Genomic DNA, 15,991 nt, shown 5'->3' with positions numbered 1-15,991 from the left:
TCGCGCCAAAGCATGGTCCAACTAATGATTCCCATGCCGGAAATAGCTGACTAAAGTGCCTGAAAGCATCAGGATCTTTCCTGCACGAAACAGAGGTTCGCCATGAACACCAACGCCACCACCACGACAATCGATACTGCCCCGACCGCCAAAGGTAATTCAGCAGCCAGCCGCGATATCGCAAGCTATCTTCATCCCTATACCAACCTTGCCACTCACGAAAAAACCGGGCCGCATATCATTTCAAAGGGTCACGGGATTTATGTGACCGATGACAATGGCCGCGATTTTATCGAAGGCATGGCCGGTCTTTGGTGTGCGTCGCTGGGATTTGGCGAAAATCGCCTTGTGAAAGCCGCGACAAAGCAGCTTGAAACCCTGCCCTATTACCACACCTTCGCATCGCGCAGCACCAACCCGGCGATTGATCTGGCCGAAAAGCTTCTGGAACTTGTACCCGTCCCTATGTCCAAGGTTTTCTTTGCCAATAGCGGATCAGAAGCAACGGATTCCGCGGTCAAGATGGTCTGGTATTATCACAATGCGATTGGCCAACCGGAAAAGAAAAAGATCATCTCGCGCAAGAAGGGTTATCACGGGGTGACGGTGGCTGCGGCCTCAATGACCGGGCTTCCGGGCAATCACAAAATGTTTGATCTGCCGATTGACCGCATCATCCATACCGAAACCCCGCATTACTGGCGCGAGGCCCAGCCCGGCGAGGAAGAGGAGGATTTCGCGACCCGTCTTGCCGAACAGCTTGAAGACCTGATTCAGGCCGAAGGCCCGGAAACCATCGGGGCGTTTATCGCCGAACCGATCATGGGGGCTGGTGGCGTGATCGTGCCGCCGCGCACCTATTTCGAAAAGGTGCAGGAAGTTCTGGACCGGTACGACATCCTGTTTATCGCCGACGAGGTCATATGCGGATTTGGCCGGACCGGACGGATGTTTGCCACTGAAACCTTCCGGCTTAAACCCGACATGATCACGGTCGCCAAGCAGCTTTCATCGGCCTATCAGCCGATTTCGGCCCTGTTTATCAATGACAGGATTTATCAGGCTGCGAAAAAGGCATCCGACGAGATCGGTACATTTGGCCACGGCTTCACCTATTCCGGCCATCCGGTCGCGGCTGCCGTTGCGCTTGAAACGCTGCGCATCTACGAAGAGGACGGTATTGTCGAACATGTCCGCAATGTTATGTCGCCGTTCCAGAAACGCCTTAAGGACCTGAACAAATTTGAACATATCGGCGAAACCCGCGGACGCGGGCTGATTGGCGCATTTGAACTAGTCCAAGACAAATGCCTGAAAACACCAATGCAGCCTGTCGGTGCTGCCGGTAAGGCGGTTGTTGCAAAATGTATGGACCACGGTGTGATCCTACGTGCACTTGGCGATAGCGTTGCCTTTTGCCCGCCTCTGATCATTACCGAACAGCAGGTCCATGATATGTTCGACAAGGTCGAAGCTGCTCTTGGGGACTGGCACAACAGCCTCGGCTGAACCGTCCCAGAACAGAAAACCTTTACAAAACAAATAGATGTCGCTGCATCAATGAAGACGCAGCGGCATCATCATAGCAAGAAACTTTCAGTTGATAGCAATTAATAGATTTTATTGCTTGTTTGAATTGATTTAATTGTGGGTCGGAAGTCCTTTCAAAACCTTGCCAAATGCGATCAATAGCGCCAAATTGGGAACAGGAATTGAATGGGGAACCACCCAACGCCATGAGTGATGGCGAGATCGACAAACAATGAATGGACGCCTTCTTTGACAGCGTGGTTCGCAGCGACACTGAAAACGACAATCGAAGTGAAACTGGAATCGCTTTAAAATTTTTGACAAGGGTCAATGCCAAGTCGGAAGCCATGTCCGATAAGGAGGTTATCAAGACCCGGTCAAACGGGACCATGCTGATCCGGAGATGTACGCATATCCGGCCAGGACCAGAGCTTTGCCAAGGGTGAGAGAACGGGATGAAAGACAGCCCGTACCTGCGGTAAAGAGACAGGCGAAAGACACAAAAGATGAATTATAACACCTTCTTTAAAGACGCGTTGTCCGGCCTCAAGGCTGAAGGCCGTTACCGCGTATTCGCCAATCTTGAACGCATTGTCGGTGAATTCCCCAAAGCCATGTATCATCCGGGAAACGGTGATGCGCCGCGTAAAATTACGGTCTGGTGTTCAAACGACTATCTTGGCATGGGACAGCATCCAAAGGTTCTTGAAGCCATGCAAAACACCATCACCGGTCAGGGTGGCGGTGCAGGTGGCACGCGCAATATTTCCGGTTCCAACCATCTGCATGTCGCGTTAGAGCAGGAGCTCGCCGATCTGCATGGCAAGGAAGCAGCCCTTTTGATGACATCGGGCTATGTTGCCAACTGGACGACGCTTTCAACCCTTGGCTCGAAACTCCCGGATTGTGTGATCATTTCCGACTCGTTTAACCACAATTCCATGATCGAAGGCATGCGTCATTCCAAAGCGGAACGCCGGATCTGGAAACATAACGATGTCGAACATCTTGAAGAAATCCTTCGCGATCTGGGGCCGAACCGGGCCAAGATCGTTGCGTTCGAGTCCGTTTATTCAATGGATGGCGATATCGCGCCAATCGCAGAAATCCTTGATCTTTGCGAAAAATACAACGCGATCTCCTATCTCGACGAAGTGCATGCGGTCGGCATGTATGGCCCGCGTGGCGGCGGCGTCGCCGAACGCGACGGCGTGATGAATCGTGTCGACATCGTTCAGGGCACACTTGCCAAGGCATTTGGTGTGATCGGTGGCTACGTCGCAGCCAAACATGAAATCGTCGATTTCGTGCGCAGTTTCGGGAATGGCTTTATCTTCACCAGTTCCCACCCGCCCAGCATCGCCGCCGGAGCACTGGCCTCGGTCCGCCACCTCAAGGACAGCAATATAGAACGCGAAGCCCAGAAAGAACGTGCCGAAACGCTGCGCGAACGCATGCGGACGGCCGGCCTTCCGGTCATGGATGCGCCAAGCCATATCGTGCCGCTGATGGTGGGAGATGCCGCAATGTGCAAGGAAGCCAGCGACCGGTTGCTGTTTGATCACGACATCTATGTTCAGCCGATCAACTATCCGACCGTACCGCGCGGCACAGAACGGCTACGCTTTACCCCCGGCCCGCTTCACAATGATGAACTGATAGATCATCTGATCGACTCGCTTCTGGTGGTTTGGGGCCAGCTTGGTATTGCCAAGGCAGCCTGAAGCTTAAAATCCCACTGCATATGACAGAATACTGAAGGCCGTTGATTATCGACGGCCTTCTTTTTTGTGTCTGCCACTCATTGCGGGCCCCTTCTTCGGCAGATCGGGAAATGATTGTTCTCGTGATGCGGTTGTTTGCTTTCGAAACTTCCCGTCCTATATTGATGCTGTTGCCATCACACGATGTTGGGACAGAAGCCATTTACCACCTTGCAATTAAGAACCGTTCGCGTTAACTTCGGTGTCTGCAACATGACAGGGACCGTTTATGTATTCGGATAGAACCTTGCTGCCCAAAGAATGTCTGCGCCTTTGCGCACTCGGCACCCTTGCCCTTTCCGATAAACCGATCAGCTATGCCGATCTGGCCAATTCAGTGCGCCATTTTACCGCCCATATCATGGGGCCGTCGCTTGATATGATGGGAAGCTCGCTTCAGCTTCTTAAGCTTGAAGGGCTGGTGCGCGAAGATTGCAACAGCGGGTCATATTCGGATGCGCAATTGTCGCTGACCAAGGCCGGACATGACAAGTTCAAGGAACTGATGCAGGGAACACTTCGCGATACATCAGGCGAGCTTTCGCGCCTTGTGATGGCACTTAAAATGCGTTTCCTGCATCTGCTGGATGATGAGACGCGCCGCGACCAGATCGAAATCCTGCATGACGTTTGCGAACTGGAACTTGATCGCGTTCTGGCACTTCGCGAAGAGCACGCGAACGAAGCTGCCCCGTTCACCGGATGGCTTGACATGGAAGCACGTCGACTGGAACAAAAACGCGATTGGCTGAAAAGTCTGTTGGCCTAATTCCAATTCCCGTTATAGTCGAGAGATAGACCTGCAGGTAGCGGGTGCCAAGTCACAGGATGGGACGGGTCCGATCATGCTTATCCGCGATGAGACAGAGGCCGATATTCCGGCAATCCACGCATTGCTGGCGAATGCGTTTGCAACCGCACCACATAGCCAGCAAACCGAACATCTGATCGTTGATGCATTGCGCGACAAGGGCCGTTTAAGCCTGTCGCTTGTGGCAATCGAAGATGACGAACTTGTCGGTTGCGTTGCCTTTTCACCGGTAAAAATCGATGGCCAAGAAAGCGACTGGTTCGGTCTTGGCCCGGTTGCGGTCAACCCCGACCGGCAGGGCTTGGGGATCGGATCAGAGTTAATCCAGGCCGGAATCGCCAGACTGCGTATCAATGATGCAGCTGGTTGCGTGGTCCTTGGCGAACCGGACTACTACAGCCGCTTTGGCTTTGCGCCCCTGCCCGATCTGAAACTGGAAGGCGTTCCCGACCAGTATTTCATGGCTCGACCGCTGATCGATACTATTCCGGCAGGAAATGTTGATTACGACCCGGCCTTTTACATCGCCCCGCAGCACTGAACAAAAGAAAACAGCCGGAAATTCCCGACCGTCAGCCGTTTGATAGCTTGTCATCAACAGCTATTGCGGCCCCCGTTTGATCCGGATTTCGACTCAGTATAAATGCTGCCCGCCGGTGACAAAGATCTCCGTGCCGGTGACATAGCTGCTGTCTTCGCCGACCAGATAATGCACGGCGGCGGCCACGTCTTCGGGGGTGCCCATTCGGTTCATCGGGATGCGGGGCACCAGTGCCTCGTATTCAGGGGAAATCATTGCCGTTTTGATTTCCCCGGGGGCGACAGCATTAACCCGCACACCCAGTTCGGCAAACTCCACCGCCATTTCACGTGTCAGCCCCGAAAGGGCGGCCTTCGACGTGGAATAAGCCGATCCGGCAAAGGGATGGACATAGTGGCCCGCGATCGAGGTAATGTTGCAAATTGCCCCCTTGCCCCGGTGCAGGGCAGCGGCAAAACCACGCGACAAAGTCAGCGGGGTAAAGAAGTTCAGTTCGAACACATCACGCCATGCCTCGATATCGCCATTCAGGCAGCCCAGCCGCTCTTTATAGGGCGTTTTGGGCGATACACCTGCATTGTTCACCAACGCATGAAGCGGATCGTCGCCCAGTACTTCGTTGGCCTGTTTGATGAAAAATTCGACATCTTCGGGTTTGGAAAGATCGGCGGCAATATGAATACCCTGTGCCGGATCACGCGGGCAACTGGGCGGCGGTGCCTCGCGCGAGCAGCAAATCACCCGCCAGCCACGCGCGGCAAAATAACCGACCGTAACATGGCCGATCCCGCGGCTTGCGCCGGTCAGGACAACGGTTTTCGGGGCATTGGCATTCATTGGGTGGCTCTTTCAAATCCCGCGCGCCAAAATGGCGCGTTATATCGTGCAATAATCTTCTTATAGCATTGCTATCCGCGGCAGGCACCTGTCGCAACACGCGTTCCTATATAGGATGAAGGTTGTGCCAAAACCAGTCAAACGGCTATGATCATTGTCAATTCAGGAACGGACATCCGATGTGCAGCCAATACCAGCTTATCAGCGACATGAATGCGTTTCAGGCGCAATTGGCCATCGACCTTACGGATATCATTCGCAAGGAAGCATCGGATTTTCCCAATAAAACCGTCCCTGAAGATCAGGAAGAACTGGAAATAGAGACGGACAGAACCGTCTTTGAAACACTTTCAGGCATTCGCCGCCCGACCGATCCGGTGATTGTCATCCTGCCGGAGCAAAAACCCGTCTTGCGCCGCTGGGGTTTAAGCGTTGCGACACTGAACGCGCCATTGATCAATGCACGCGCTGAAACTCTTGATCAAAAGCCGACTTTTCGTCCGTTGCTGGAACGGCGTTGCCTGATTCCGGCGACAAGCTGGTTTGAATGGCGCAAGGACGGCGCGGTCAAACACAAAACCCGTATTACCCTGCCCGATCATCAGCCGGTGCTGTTTGCCGGGCTTGAAAACGGGACGGAGGCAGTAATTATCACCTGTGCCCCCGCGCCCTCGATCGCGCATATCCATGACAGAATGCCCGCCGTGATCGGACCGAACCATATCGCCGGATGGCTTGATCCCGCCAACCGGTTTGACACCTTGCGTTACATGCTGGGCCCGGTGCCCGATCATGTTCTGAAATGGTCCGACGATTTGCCGGACAGCACCAAAACCGCCAAGCAGGACGACGGCCAGATTGATCTTTTCTGATCGGCCGGTCATGGATTTGGCGGGTTATTCGCTATCCGCGTCATTCGCCGCACAGGGCGTTGCATTGCAGGCGCTAACAGTGCCGGTGGCAACATTGCCATAACCGGCCACAACCGCACCAAGATCGGGCAACCCGACATTCTGGCGGGCGAGTTCCCGGGCCAGATCCTCGGACATGGAAGCGAAATCAATGACATCGCGAAGTGATAACATGGGAATTCCCCTGCCAGACGTTTCTTCCACTGTTCTTTTATCGGGCGGAGAGCCTCGTTAATCGGGCTTCCGTCTTTGTAAGATTTCAGTAACGGTGGCCGGTTTTCTTCGCAGACGCAACAAAAAAAGGCGCAGAAGACTGCGCCTTTAGTGTCATATACCAATGATCATACAAATAATCATCCGGATATCAGGAGGTTAAGTGACCCTTGGGTCAATGCATTATCCAAAGCGGCAAGGTGCATTTTGCCAGCATGTCCTGCGTCACCCCGCCAAGGATCATTTCCTTGAAACGTGAATGGCTGTACGCGCCCAGAACGATGCTATCGGCACCAACCTTTTCCGCCTCCGATATCAAGGCATTAGCAACATGCGACTGTTCGGGTAATTCGGACACCCTTGCCTCGACTCCGTGCCAGACAAACTGTTCGGCCAATGCCTTGGCACAAGCCCGGCCATGAGGGACTTCGCCGACACTAACGATGGTGACTTCCTTGGCCGTACGCAGAAGCGGCATGGCCGATGTCACGGCGCGCGCGGCTTCGACCCCGCCATTCCAGGCAATCACGACTTTTTCACCAACGGTTTCCGGTGTTTTTTCCGGTGCAACCAGTAACGGGCGACCGGTTTCCATCAGGGCGGCATCAAAGGTTAGCGACGCGGCAGCTTCGCGCGGATCGCGTCCAATCACGACAAGATCAAACAAACGGCCACGTCTTGCGACCGTTTCGTCCTCGCGACCGTTATCACGCCGCCATGCGCAGGTCGCCTGAAGGTCAGGCATCGGAACCGCAGCCTCCGCGACGGCGGCGGCATCACGTGCCGCGTCATAGGCTGCACGCCCGCGGGTTTCACGTCGCTGGGTTTCGCTTTCGGCTGCCCGCATCATTTCTTCGATGATCAGACCCGACATGCCTTCACCCACAATCGGGATCGCATCCTGGGGTTCGGCCGCGACAAACAATGCTTCGAGATGTGCATTAAATCTTTTGGCCGTTCGAAACGCCAGATCAAGTACCCGCTGATCTATATTCGAACCTGCCACCGGAGCCAGAATCGTTCTTACTGCCATCGCACTCACTCCCGAGATTGGTGTGTCTTTCGACACATATGTCTTGTTGCGGTCAGTTCAACGCGTGAAGACGTCATGCAGGGCCAGTCTGCAACCGCAAAACGCATCTTTCCTTGTTCAAGATCAAAACTTTCATAAAAGAACGCGTTTTAATCAACGAAACCGGCCTTTCCGCTACGAATTGCTTAGCTGGTGACGAAATCCAGTGTAACATCAAACCAATGCGTTGCCGAACGACGAAGATTAAATAGATTAATCGGTTTGTCGAATTCAACGCGCCAGAAAATAGCCGAACCGACTGCGAGAATGGATACTGCGCCTGATGCCTTATAGCAATTTACACAAAAACGCTCGCGATGCCGCAGAGTTCCTGAAAACATTGGGAAATGAATGGCGCCTTATGGTTCTTTGTTCACTGGGAACAACCGAAAAATCGGTCAGCACACTGGAAGGTGAACTGGGCATCAAGCAATCGGCTCTATCACAGCACCTTGCCAGATTACGCCGTGACGGGCTGGTGAAAACGCGCAGGGAATCGCAAACGATTTACTACTCACTGGCCAATCCCGATATCATGAAGATCATCGGCGTATTGCAGGAAGTATTCTGCCCTCCCGAGGAAGCTTAAGACTTCCTCCAACCCGAAACGCGCAGATCCCGGGGGCCGCGCGTTTGCATTTCCGGAATCTGGCAACGTTTCCGAAACCTCTCAGGGGAACAGCTTCTGCAGGTTCCACCCCTTGTCGTCGGCATCGCGGGTGTAAAGCTGGCGATCATGCAGGCGAAACTTACCCTCGGACCAGAACTCGATACGATCAGGGATCAGGCGGAAACCGCCCCAATGGTCTGGGCGTGGCACTTTTCCCAGTCCGAACCTGGCGGTAAATTCAGCAACCCGTTTTTCCAGATCGAACCGGCCGCTCATTGGGCGGGACTGGATTGAAGCCCACGCACCAAGCTGGCTACCGCGCGGACGCGATGCGAAATATTCATCTGATTCCGCACCGTCAACGCGCGTAACCGCCCCTTCGATACGCACGCATTTTTCTAGCGACTTCCAGTGAAAGCACAGTGCGGCAAAGCTGTTTTCGGCAAGCTGATCGCCCTTGCGGCTTTCGTAATTGGTATAAAAAACAAAGCCGCGCTCGTCGAACCCCTTTAGCAGAACGATACGTGCCGAAGGCCGCCCGTTGGCATCAGCTGTCGCCAGCGTCATCGCATCGGGATACGGTTTCTCCTTGTTTTTCGCCTCGTTAAACCACACGTCAAAAAGATCGAACGGAACCGAATGGGCTTCATGCCCAATTTTTGGCGTATTTTTTTCGTCCATTGGGGTCAGGATTCCTTTGATAGTTCAAAATCCGCACCAAATTCGAAAGATACGGGTTTTGGATATACGTGAAACGACACACTCAAGATCGTTCCGTAGATACAGAACATATCGGTTGGGACAGGAAAGACAAGGTAGGCAAATAAATATGAAATTCCGTCATATCGTTATCCCCGTCATGATGACCGCATTCATTGCCGGTTGTGCACAGGATCAGGGCCAGAAACAGACCGCAGGTACCCTTCTGGGCGCGGTTGGTGGTGCTGTTGCCGGTGCCCAGTTCGGTAAAGGATCGGGGCAGCTTGTAGGCGTTGCACTTGGTACGCTTGCCGGCGCCTTCATCGGTAGTGAAGTAGGCCGGTCGCTTGACAATGCGGACCGTGCCATCATGGCGCAGAACACTCAGCGGACACTTGAAAGTGCCCCCACGGGCCAGACTTCGACCTGGAACAATCCCGATACAGGTGCGCGGGGTACGGTAACCCCGGTTCGCACCTATCAGGAGCCCAAAACCCAGGAATATTGCCGTGAATACCAGCAAACCGTCACCATTGGTGGCAAGCAGGAAGAAGCTTACGGCACCGCATGCCGCAAGCCGGATGGCAGTTGGGAAGTTGTGAACTGATCTTCACGGCATGACATTTAAAAAAAGCGGCGCGTTCCTTGCGGACAGCGCCGCTTTTTCATATCTGAGCCATGTCAAGGACAGCAATTAAAACAAATGGCTTCCTTGCCACAGCCGATACAGGCTTATAATACATCTATAGAGTTTCCCTTTATCCAACCGGTCAGGCGATGCAGGATCCCTACAAGACTTTGGGCGTTGCCAAAAACGCCACCCAGGACGAAATCAAGAAAGCCTATCGCAAACTTGCGCGCGAGCTTCATCCGGATGTCAATCCCGGCGACACCAAGATCGAAGAGCGATTCAAAAAAGTTTCGGCCGCCTATCATCTTCTGGGGGATGCCGAACGTCGCAAGAAATATGATGCGGGCGAAATTGATGCCGACGGTCGTGAAACCGGGCCGTTTGGTCGCGGTGGTGGCGCGCGTTACAGCGGTCAGGCAGGTGGCGATCCGTTCGGATTTTCCGGTGCCAATGCCGAGGATATCTTTGACGAGATTTTCGGCAAAGCTGGCCGTGGTGGCGGCGGATTTGGTGGCTTTGGTGGTCGCAGACAGGCCGAAAAGGTCAAGGGACCCAATATTTCCTATGAACTGAGCCTTGATCTGGCCGAGGCGATTATCGGCACGACCAAGCGCATTAACCTTGCCAGTGGCAAAAGTCTTGAAGTCCGCATTCCCGCCGGAAGCGAAGATGGCCAGACCCTGCGCCTGAAAGGCCAGGGGATGGCAGGCATGAATGGCGGGGAAGCAGGCGATGCGCTGATCAAACTGCATGTCCATCCCGATAAAACGTTCCGCCGCGAAGGCAATGACCTGCATTGCGATCTGGCAATCAGTCTCGCCGAGGCAGTTTTGGGGGGCTCTATCGAAGTCCCAACGATTAATGGCAAAGTCAGCATGAAGCTGCCGGCCAATGCCAATAGCGGCACAAAACTGCGCCTCCGCGGCAAGGGGGCGGCCTATGCCCGGGGTGACAAACGCGGCGATCAATATGTCCATCTGACTGTCAAGCTGCCGGAAAATCGAGATGACGAACTGATCGATTTCGTCCGCGAATGGTCGGAAAAGCATCCCTATAAGGCGCGCTGATACATTGATCCGGCGTGCCCCGTTGACGATTTGACCGGACTCAAGACCTGATCGGATTTTCACAGGCATTCTGCCTTTGCAGTTTCATCTGACAAAGGCAGAAACCATGCGACCCATTGCACTTGCGACCGTTCTGGCCGGTGTTGCCCTGATCGGACTTACGGCATTTGTCGGCACGTCACGTCCGACACTTGAACTTTCCTATACCGCAGATTGCCAAAACAGCGCCGATTGGCAAAGCCTCCTTGAGGCCGAAGGTTTCGATGTTCGTGCCGCACAGGTCAGCAACCTGTCGCTTTCGGAACAGCAGGCGATGATGACCACTCCGGCACCGATGCGCGATTGCAAGATCGGGCGGGTTGCGGGTTACAGCGTGATCGGCGAAGTTCCGTCGGGCGATATCGTAACGCTTTTGCAGCGCAAACCAGCCGATGTCATCGCTCTTGCCCGTGACGATCAAACCAACGAAACAGTCGCGATCCATTATGACGGCTCCGTCGAACGCAGCAGGTCATCGCAATGAGGGGTATTTCGCGCTTGCGGCTTGCCTTCACAGGGATCGGAGTGGTGACGGTTAGCGTATTGTGGGGAAGTGCGGCAATGGTTTGGCTGTCATTGCCGGACGGATCGCCAACTTTCCTGCCAGCAGACAGCCTTTTACCCGCAATCGCGATCAGTCTCGCGATCTTTGGCGGGCTTGGCTTTGGGGCGGCGGTTTTGACCGAACGCTGGGAAAATGAAAGCCTTAGAAACCGGTCATCAAACCGGTCCTAGGTTGGAGCCGGTAGCAGGCCCCTATTTCTTCCCCTGCCCGACCATGATCATGTCCCTGTCCTGTGCGCTTCCGGCAAAAGCATCGAACTGTCGGCCGATCTTTTTGAACACGGCAAGGCATTGTTCAAGTTCTTCGTCGGAAACATCGGCGAAAATCTGGGCGCGCACACCCTGTATCACCGCCTGGATCTGGCGCAATGCCGGTTCGGCCTTTGCCGTCAGATGAACGGTTTTTGCCCGCCTGTCATCAGGGACTTCGCGTCGTTCGATAAGTCCCTTCTCTTCTAGCCAGTCCAGTGTTCGCACCAGTGTCGGTCCCTGCACTCCGGCTACACGCGCCAGTTCCTTTTGGGTCAGGTCATGATCCGCCGTGCTGAGGCGAAACAGGATGATCCAGCGTGCCTCGGTCAAAATAAAGGGTGAAAGACGCCGATCAACTTCGGCGCGCCATTGCCGGGCAAGCATACCCAGCCAGATACCGAACTGTTCACGTGATGCATTGCTGTCAGGGGGATTTGTCATGAGAAACACCTGCGGGAGGATTTTTGATCCTAAATATTTAGATAGATAGCTATCTATCGTCAAGGAAGCTGCTTTGAAAATCCCAACCAGGAACAACACAACCCTATCTCGCAGGGGCGGGTTCGCGTTACCATATGAAATAAAACACTTTCCATTCGCCAATCGTCATACAGGGAAGACACAGGGCACGCATGGAACAATTCTGGAATCCCGACCAGCTCGTGATCTGGCTTGAACAGGCCGCCGCATGGGTGGAAACCAATGTTCTGCTTGTCCCGATCCTGTTGCAGATTGTTGCCTGCCTGCTTGCGGTGATCCCGGCCCTGTTGCTGCGCCGTCCGCTTTCGCATCAACTGGCCCGTTTGCAAAACTGGCGGGCGCTTTTACATTATGCCGGGTTCCGGCGATTGCTTGCAGTTTTGCCCGACCTGGCATTTCCGATCATTCTGGTTCTGCTGATCTGGTTTATTGATGCCGTCGCGATACAGGCAGGGCTTCGGCATAATATCCTGCGTCTCGTTGCAAGCCTTCTGAATGCGTGGATTTTCATTCGTCTGGGCACGGCCGTTGTCAATGATCCAGTCTGGGCGCGAAGCATTGCGATCGTCGCCTGGGGGCTGGCTGCGCTTAACATCGTCGGCTGGCTTGATCCAACGATTGACCTGCTGGACAGTCTTGCCCTTCAAATCGGGCAGTTCCGGATATCGGTATTTGGCATCCTCAAAGCGATGCTGTCGCTGGCGATCCTGCTATGGGTTGCATCCTTTGCCTCGCGCATTTTCGAACAACGCATCCAGAAGGTTCATCGCCTGACACCCTCGGTTCAGGTGCTGATGTCCAAGCTTCTGAAACTCGTACTGCTGTCGATTGCGGTTTTGTTCGCGCTATCGACAATCGGTGTCGATCTGACCGCGCTTGCGGTGTTTGGTGGTGCCATCGGTGTTGGCATCGGGTTTGGTCTGCAACGGATTGTCGCCAACCTGATCAGCGGTGTAATCCTGTTGCTGGATCGTTCGATCAAGCCGGGGGATGTGATCGCGATTGGAGATACGTTTGGCTGGATACAGTCGCTTGGCGCGCGTTACACTGCCGTTCGCACCCGTGACGGTACCGAATTCCTGATCCCGAACGAAGACCTGATCACCAATCAGGTCGAAAACTGGAGCCACTCGGACGTCAAGCTGCGCCTGAAGGTTCCGGTCGGCATTGCCTATCGTTGCGATCCGCATTTCGCGATCAAATTATGCAATGAGGCCGCGGCAAAATGCACCCGCGTTCTGGACAATCCGGGCCCCAATACGTTGCTGCGTGGCTTTGGCGACAATTCGGTCGATCTTGAAATCCGTTTCTGGATCACGGACCCACAAAACGGTCGCGGCAATATCATCAGCGAAGTTTTGCTGAACGTCTGGGACAGCTTTAAGGAAAACGAGATCGAAATCCCGTTCCCGCAACGCGATCTGCATTTGCGCAGTAGTGATGGCGATATCCGGGTCGAAATGAGCCGTCCGGATGACGCATCCGGTGATACAACACCGGACAGCCGGGATTAATCAACGATCTGCGTCATATCTTTTGGCCCGATTTCCCCTGATGATTCCTGTTCCCGCTTCGGTTCCACCGTTTCGGGTACCTTGTCCTCGGATTTGGGTAAATCAAGAAGCTCGGCAACATTGACATCAAGTACGGTCTTGCGTGTTTTTTCCAGCTCGACCAAACGTTCGCGCATCGCAACCGGCCAGCCACCATCGGCATTGACCAGAAGTAACCGGTCATAATCCAGAAACAACCCAAGTCGGGTCATCAAATCCACCAGCGTAATCCGCGACAAATCCCCCGATAGCAGCCAGCGATGGCTTTCGGATCGTTCAATCAGCTTTTCACGACGAAGTGCTGCCAGAGCCCAGTTCAGATCCCGCCCGCCAAGTTTGGTTTCACGTAGCATCCGACGATAGGTTGGCGGTTTGGAGGCCTCGTGGAAACGGTGTTGCAGATATTCCAGAACCCGCAACACAGCGATGATGCGTTCCATCTGCCCCGGCACCGCCCCACGCGGATCGGGGATCAGTCCGGCGGCGCGCGCCGCACGCCATTCGGACCGTGCCGCGGCGACCTGCGCGCCCAGCAAGACAACAATCCAGGTCAGATACATCCATAACAGGAAGATCGGCACAATCGCGACCGCGCCATAGATCGTCTGATAGGTCGGGAAATTAATGACGTAAAAACCAAATCCCTTTTTTAGCGCCTCGAACAGACCGGCCGCTACCAACCCACCCAAAATCCCGTCAATGATCACGACCGAACGGTTCGGCATACCGATAAACAAAAGCGAAAAGGCAATCGAAGATAACAGGAAAGGTGCCAAAAACGTCAATTGCCCGATATGTTCGCCCAGCCCATCGGCCCCGACCATATAGCGCATGGCAAAAATATAGGATGCCACCGAAAGGCTTAGCCCCAACAACATCGGCCCGACCGTCAGCAGAGTCCAGAAAACAACCAGTTTCGCCAAAAGCTTGCGCGGGGTGGTAACACGAAAGACATCGTTCATTGCACCTTCGATCGCACCAAGCAGCATGACGGCTGTCAAAGCCAGAACAATCGTGCCTATTGCTGTCATCTGGCCGGTGTTTTGAAGGAACCCGCCAAGATAATCGGTTACCTGTTCGCCGGTTTCGGGAAGGAAATTGTTCAGGACCACGCCGGTGATCTGGTCCTTCCACTGGTCAAAGACCGGAAAGGCCGAAAGAACCGTAAGGGCCACGGCAAGGAACGGCACCATTGCAAGAAGGGTTGTATAAGACAGGCCTGCTGCGCGCTGGATGGATTTATCATGGATAAAGCGCATGATCGCATAGCGCCAAAATCCGGTGCGATCGTTCAGTATTTGCCCGATTGGAACCATTAAACACTTATCCCTGCGCGATTTCCGGTTATAGTGTAATTGATCAACAGGATAGCGCGCCGGCACAAGATAAAACAGGCCAGATTGACCTTGGCTTCGCTTTGTGTAGGATGCGCCCAATGTCAAATGCCTCCTGTGTAGGTCACAGCTTTGTTCCGCGCTGCATGCCTGCCAGAGAGAGATCGTGGGAACGAGAGGGAAAATGAGCTTTTCCGCCGAAAACATTTCCGGCCTGATGGCTGGCAAGCGTGGCCTGATTATGGGCGTCGCGAACGATAAATCCATCGCCTGGGGTATTGCACGCACTGTGGCTGCCGCTGGCGCCGAAGTTGCTTTTACCTTCCAGGGCGAAGCACTTGAAAAGCGTGTTCGGCCATTGGCGGAGTCTGTTGGCAGCGATATCGTCCTGCCCTGCGACGTGACCGATGCGGCAAGCATTGATGCCGTGTTCGAGACGCTGAAAGAAAAATGGGGCAAGCTGGACTTTGTGGTTCACGCTATTGGATTTTCCGATAAAAACGAACTTCGTGGTCGCTATGTCGATACCTCGCCTGAAAACTTCGCGCTTTCAATGAACATCTCGGTCTATTCCTTTACCGCCGTTGCACAACGCGCGGAAAAGCTGATGACCGATGGTGGTTCGCTTCTGACCCTGTCCTATTACGGGGCGGAAAAGGTGATGCCGCATTACAACGTCATGGGCGTTGCCAAGGCGGCCCTTGAAGCCAGCGTGAAATATCTTGCCAATGACCTTGGTCCGGATCGCATCCGTGTGAATGCTATTTCGGCAGGCCCGATGAAGACCCTTGCCGCGTCGGGGATTGGCGATTTCCGCTATATCCTGAAATGGAATGAATATAATTCGCCGATGCGCCGCAACGTTACCCTTGATGATGTTGGCGGGTCGGGTCTGTATTTCCTTTCGGACCTTTCGACCGGTGTTACCGGGGAAACCCATCATGTCGATTGCGGTTATCACACCGTTGGCATGAAGCAGGCAGACGCACCTGACATCAATGTTCAGAAAGCCTGATCTGAACATGATATGATCTTGCGGGCTGCCTCGCTGGCAGCCCGTTTTGTCTTCAAACACCTGAATTCT

18 protein-coding genes are annotated in these 15,991 nt (G+C 54.1%); 12 read left to right on the top strand and 6 right to left on the bottom strand.

The genetic code is table 11. The features are described 5' to 3' along the window. The first annotated feature begins 102 nt into the window (after positions 1-102). From AUP42_RS15295 to AUP42_RS15280, 4 genes are all read left to right on the top strand, one after another. Entirely contained in the window at positions 103-1,509 is a 1,407-nt protein-coding gene (locus AUP42_RS15295; protein WP_062952467.1) for an aspartate aminotransferase family protein, read from the top strand. Positions 1,510-2,036: 527 nt separating this feature from the next. Further along, complete coding sequence (gene hemA / locus AUP42_RS15290) at positions 2,037-3,254, top strand: 5-aminolevulinate synthase (RefSeq protein WP_062952466.1); 1,218 nt, start codon at positions 2,037-2,039, stop codon at positions 3,252-3,254. Positions 3,255-3,540: 286 nt separating this feature from the next. Continuing rightward, positions 3,541-4,062: a hypothetical protein gene (locus AUP42_RS15285; protein ID WP_231858308.1), complete on the top strand. Its 522-nt coding sequence runs from the start codon at positions 3,541-3,543 to the stop codon at positions 4,060-4,062. Between the two features lie 76 nt (positions 4,063-4,138). Beyond that, entirely contained in the window at positions 4,139-4,645 is a 507-nt protein-coding gene (locus AUP42_RS15280; RefSeq protein ID WP_062952464.1) for a GNAT family N-acetyltransferase, read from the top strand. Between the two features lie 93 nt (positions 4,646-4,738). Here the strand turns inward: AUP42_RS15280 and AUP42_RS15275 are convergent, their stop codons facing one another. Continuing rightward, the gene (locus AUP42_RS15275; protein ID WP_062952463.1) at positions 4,739-5,482 is read right to left on the bottom strand and encodes an SDR family NAD(P)-dependent oxidoreductase; all 744 of its coding nucleotides are present in this window, start codon (positions 5,480-5,482) and stop codon (positions 4,739-4,741) included. 179 nt (positions 5,483-5,661) lie between these two features. Here AUP42_RS15275 and AUP42_RS15270 point away from each other — a divergent pair, with 179 nt between their 5' ends. Continuing rightward, positions 5,662-6,354, top strand: a complete 693-nt coding sequence (locus AUP42_RS15270) for an SOS response-associated peptidase (protein ID WP_062952462.1) — start codon at positions 5,662-5,664, stop codon at positions 6,352-6,354. A gap of 24 nt (positions 6,355-6,378) precedes the next feature. On the opposite strand, the gene AUP42_RS15265 is transcribed toward AUP42_RS15270, so the two are convergent. Continuing rightward, positions 6,379-6,567 carry a hypothetical protein gene (locus AUP42_RS15265; RefSeq protein ID WP_062952461.1) on the bottom strand — a complete coding sequence of 63 codons (189 nt, stop codon included), beginning with the start codon at positions 6,565-6,567 and terminating at the stop codon, positions 6,379-6,381. A gap of 214 nt (positions 6,568-6,781) precedes the next feature. Beyond that, the gene (locus AUP42_RS15260; RefSeq protein ID WP_062952460.1) at positions 6,782-7,639 is read right to left on the bottom strand and encodes a universal stress protein; all 858 of its coding nucleotides are present in this window, start codon (positions 7,637-7,639) and stop codon (positions 6,782-6,784) included. 322 nt (positions 7,640-7,961) lie between these two features. Here AUP42_RS15260 and AUP42_RS15255 point away from each other — a divergent pair, with 322 nt between their 5' ends. Further along, on the top strand, positions 7,962-8,267 hold the full coding sequence (locus tag AUP42_RS15255) for an ArsR/SmtB family transcription factor (RefSeq protein WP_062952459.1): 306 nt from the start codon (positions 7,962-7,964) through the stop codon (positions 8,265-8,267). A gap of 81 nt (positions 8,268-8,348) precedes the next feature. Here AUP42_RS15255 and pdxH read toward each other — a convergent pair whose 3' ends face one another. Continuing rightward, positions 8,349-8,969 (bottom strand): pyridoxamine 5'-phosphate oxidase, encoded by a 621-nt coding sequence (gene pdxH / locus AUP42_RS15250; RefSeq protein ID WP_062952458.1) that lies wholly within the window; start codon positions 8,967-8,969, stop codon positions 8,349-8,351. A gap of 148 nt (positions 8,970-9,117) precedes the next feature. Here pdxH and AUP42_RS15245 point away from each other — a divergent pair, with 148 nt between their 5' ends. The 4 genes from AUP42_RS15245 to AUP42_RS21415 all read left to right on the top strand — a co-directional run bounded on the left by AUP42_RS15245 (position 9,118) and on the right by AUP42_RS21415 (position 11,459). Beyond that, entirely contained in the window at positions 9,118-9,594 is a 477-nt protein-coding gene (locus AUP42_RS15245; protein ID WP_062952457.1) for an RT0821/Lpp0805 family surface protein, read from the top strand. A 170-nt stretch (positions 9,595-9,764) separates the two neighbouring features. Then, positions 9,765-10,685, top strand: a complete 921-nt coding sequence (locus tag AUP42_RS15240) for a DnaJ C-terminal domain-containing protein (RefSeq protein WP_062952456.1) — start codon at positions 9,765-9,767, stop codon at positions 10,683-10,685. 106 nt (positions 10,686-10,791) lie between these two features. Then, the gene (locus tag AUP42_RS15235) at positions 10,792-11,208 is read left to right on the top strand and encodes a DUF411 domain-containing protein (protein WP_156484635.1); all 417 of its coding nucleotides are present in this window, start codon (positions 10,792-10,794) and stop codon (positions 11,206-11,208) included. 44 nt (positions 11,209-11,252) lie between these two features. After that, positions 11,253-11,459 carry a hypothetical protein gene (locus tag AUP42_RS21415; protein WP_156484634.1) on the top strand — a complete coding sequence of 69 codons (207 nt, stop codon included), beginning with the start codon at positions 11,253-11,255 and terminating at the stop codon, positions 11,457-11,459. 21 nt (positions 11,460-11,480) lie between these two features. On the opposite strand, the gene slyA is transcribed toward AUP42_RS21415, so the two are convergent. Next, positions 11,481-11,981 carry a transcriptional regulator SlyA gene (slyA, locus tag AUP42_RS15230; RefSeq protein ID WP_062952454.1) on the bottom strand — a complete coding sequence of 167 codons (501 nt, stop codon included), beginning with the start codon at positions 11,979-11,981 and terminating at the stop codon, positions 11,481-11,483. Positions 11,982-12,172: 191 nt separating this feature from the next. Here slyA and AUP42_RS15225 point away from each other — a divergent pair, with 191 nt between their 5' ends. Further along, positions 12,173-13,534, top strand: a complete 1,362-nt coding sequence (locus AUP42_RS15225) for a mechanosensitive ion channel family protein (protein ID WP_062952452.1) — start codon at positions 12,173-12,175, stop codon at positions 13,532-13,534. On the opposite strand, the gene AUP42_RS15220 is transcribed toward AUP42_RS15225, so the two are convergent. Then, on the bottom strand, positions 13,531-14,889 hold the full coding sequence (locus AUP42_RS15220) for a YihY family inner membrane protein (RefSeq protein WP_062952451.1): 1,359 nt from the start codon (positions 14,887-14,889) through the stop codon (positions 13,531-13,533). The genes AUP42_RS15225 and AUP42_RS15220 overlap by 4 nt on opposite strands. 202 nt (positions 14,890-15,091) lie before the next feature. Here AUP42_RS15220 and fabI point away from each other — a divergent pair, with 202 nt between their 5' ends. Beyond that, on the top strand, positions 15,092-15,922 hold the full coding sequence (gene fabI, locus AUP42_RS15215; RefSeq protein WP_062952450.1) for an enoyl-ACP reductase FabI: 831 nt from the start codon (positions 15,092-15,094) through the stop codon (positions 15,920-15,922). The last annotated feature ends 69 nt before the right edge of the window (positions 15,923-15,991 follow it).

This window comes from Thalassospira lucentensis (assembly GCF_001613805.1).
GTDB lineage: Bacteria > Pseudomonadota > Alphaproteobacteria > Rhodospirillales > Thalassospiraceae > Thalassospira > Thalassospira lucentensis_A.
This window is presented reverse-complemented; position numbering and strand designations above follow the sequence as displayed.

Coding starts and splice junctions, on each gene's coding strand:
- AUP42_RS15295 (WP_062952467.1), top strand. CDS start 103: ATGAACACCAACGCCACCACCACGACAATCGATACTGCCCCGACCGCC.
- hemA (WP_062952466.1), top strand. CDS start 2,037: ATGAATTATAACACCTTCTTTAAAGACGCGTTGTCCGGCCTCAAGGCT.
- AUP42_RS15280 (WP_062952464.1), top strand. CDS start 4,139: ATGCTTATCCGCGATGAGACAGAGGCCGATATTCCGGCAATCCACGCA.
- AUP42_RS15275 (WP_062952463.1), bottom strand. CDS start 5,482: ATGAATGCCAATGCCCCGAAAACCGTTGTCCTGACCGGCGCAAGCCGC.
- AUP42_RS15270 (WP_062952462.1), top strand. CDS start 5,662: ATGTGCAGCCAATACCAGCTTATCAGCGACATGAATGCGTTTCAGGCG.
- AUP42_RS15265 (WP_062952461.1), bottom strand. CDS start 6,567: ATGTTATCACTTCGCGATGTCATTGATTTCGCTTCCATGTCCGAGGAT.
- AUP42_RS15260 (WP_062952460.1), bottom strand. CDS start 7,639: ATGGCAGTAAGAACGATTCTGGCTCCGGTGGCAGGTTCGAATATAGAT.
- AUP42_RS15255 (WP_062952459.1), top strand. CDS start 7,962: ATGCCTTATAGCAATTTACACAAAAACGCTCGCGATGCCGCAGAGTTC.
- pdxH (WP_062952458.1), bottom strand. CDS start 8,969: ATGGACGAAAAAAATACGCCAAAAATTGGGCATGAAGCCCATTCGGTT.
- AUP42_RS15245 (WP_062952457.1), top strand. CDS start 9,118: ATGAAATTCCGTCATATCGTTATCCCCGTCATGATGACCGCATTCATT.
- AUP42_RS15240 (WP_062952456.1), top strand. CDS start 9,765: ATGCAGGATCCCTACAAGACTTTGGGCGTTGCCAAAAACGCCACCCAG.
- AUP42_RS15235 (WP_156484635.1), top strand. CDS start 10,792: ATGCGACCCATTGCACTTGCGACCGTTCTGGCCGGTGTTGCCCTGATC.
- slyA (WP_062952454.1), bottom strand. CDS start 11,981: ATGACAAATCCCCCTGACAGCAATGCATCACGTGAACAGTTCGGTATC.
- AUP42_RS15225 (WP_062952452.1), top strand. CDS start 12,173: ATGGAACAATTCTGGAATCCCGACCAGCTCGTGATCTGGCTTGAACAG.
- AUP42_RS15220 (WP_062952451.1), bottom strand. CDS start 14,889: ATGGTTCCAATCGGGCAAATACTGAACGATCGCACCGGATTTTGGCGC.
- fabI (WP_062952450.1), top strand. CDS start 15,092: ATGAGCTTTTCCGCCGAAAACATTTCCGGCCTGATGGCTGGCAAGCGT.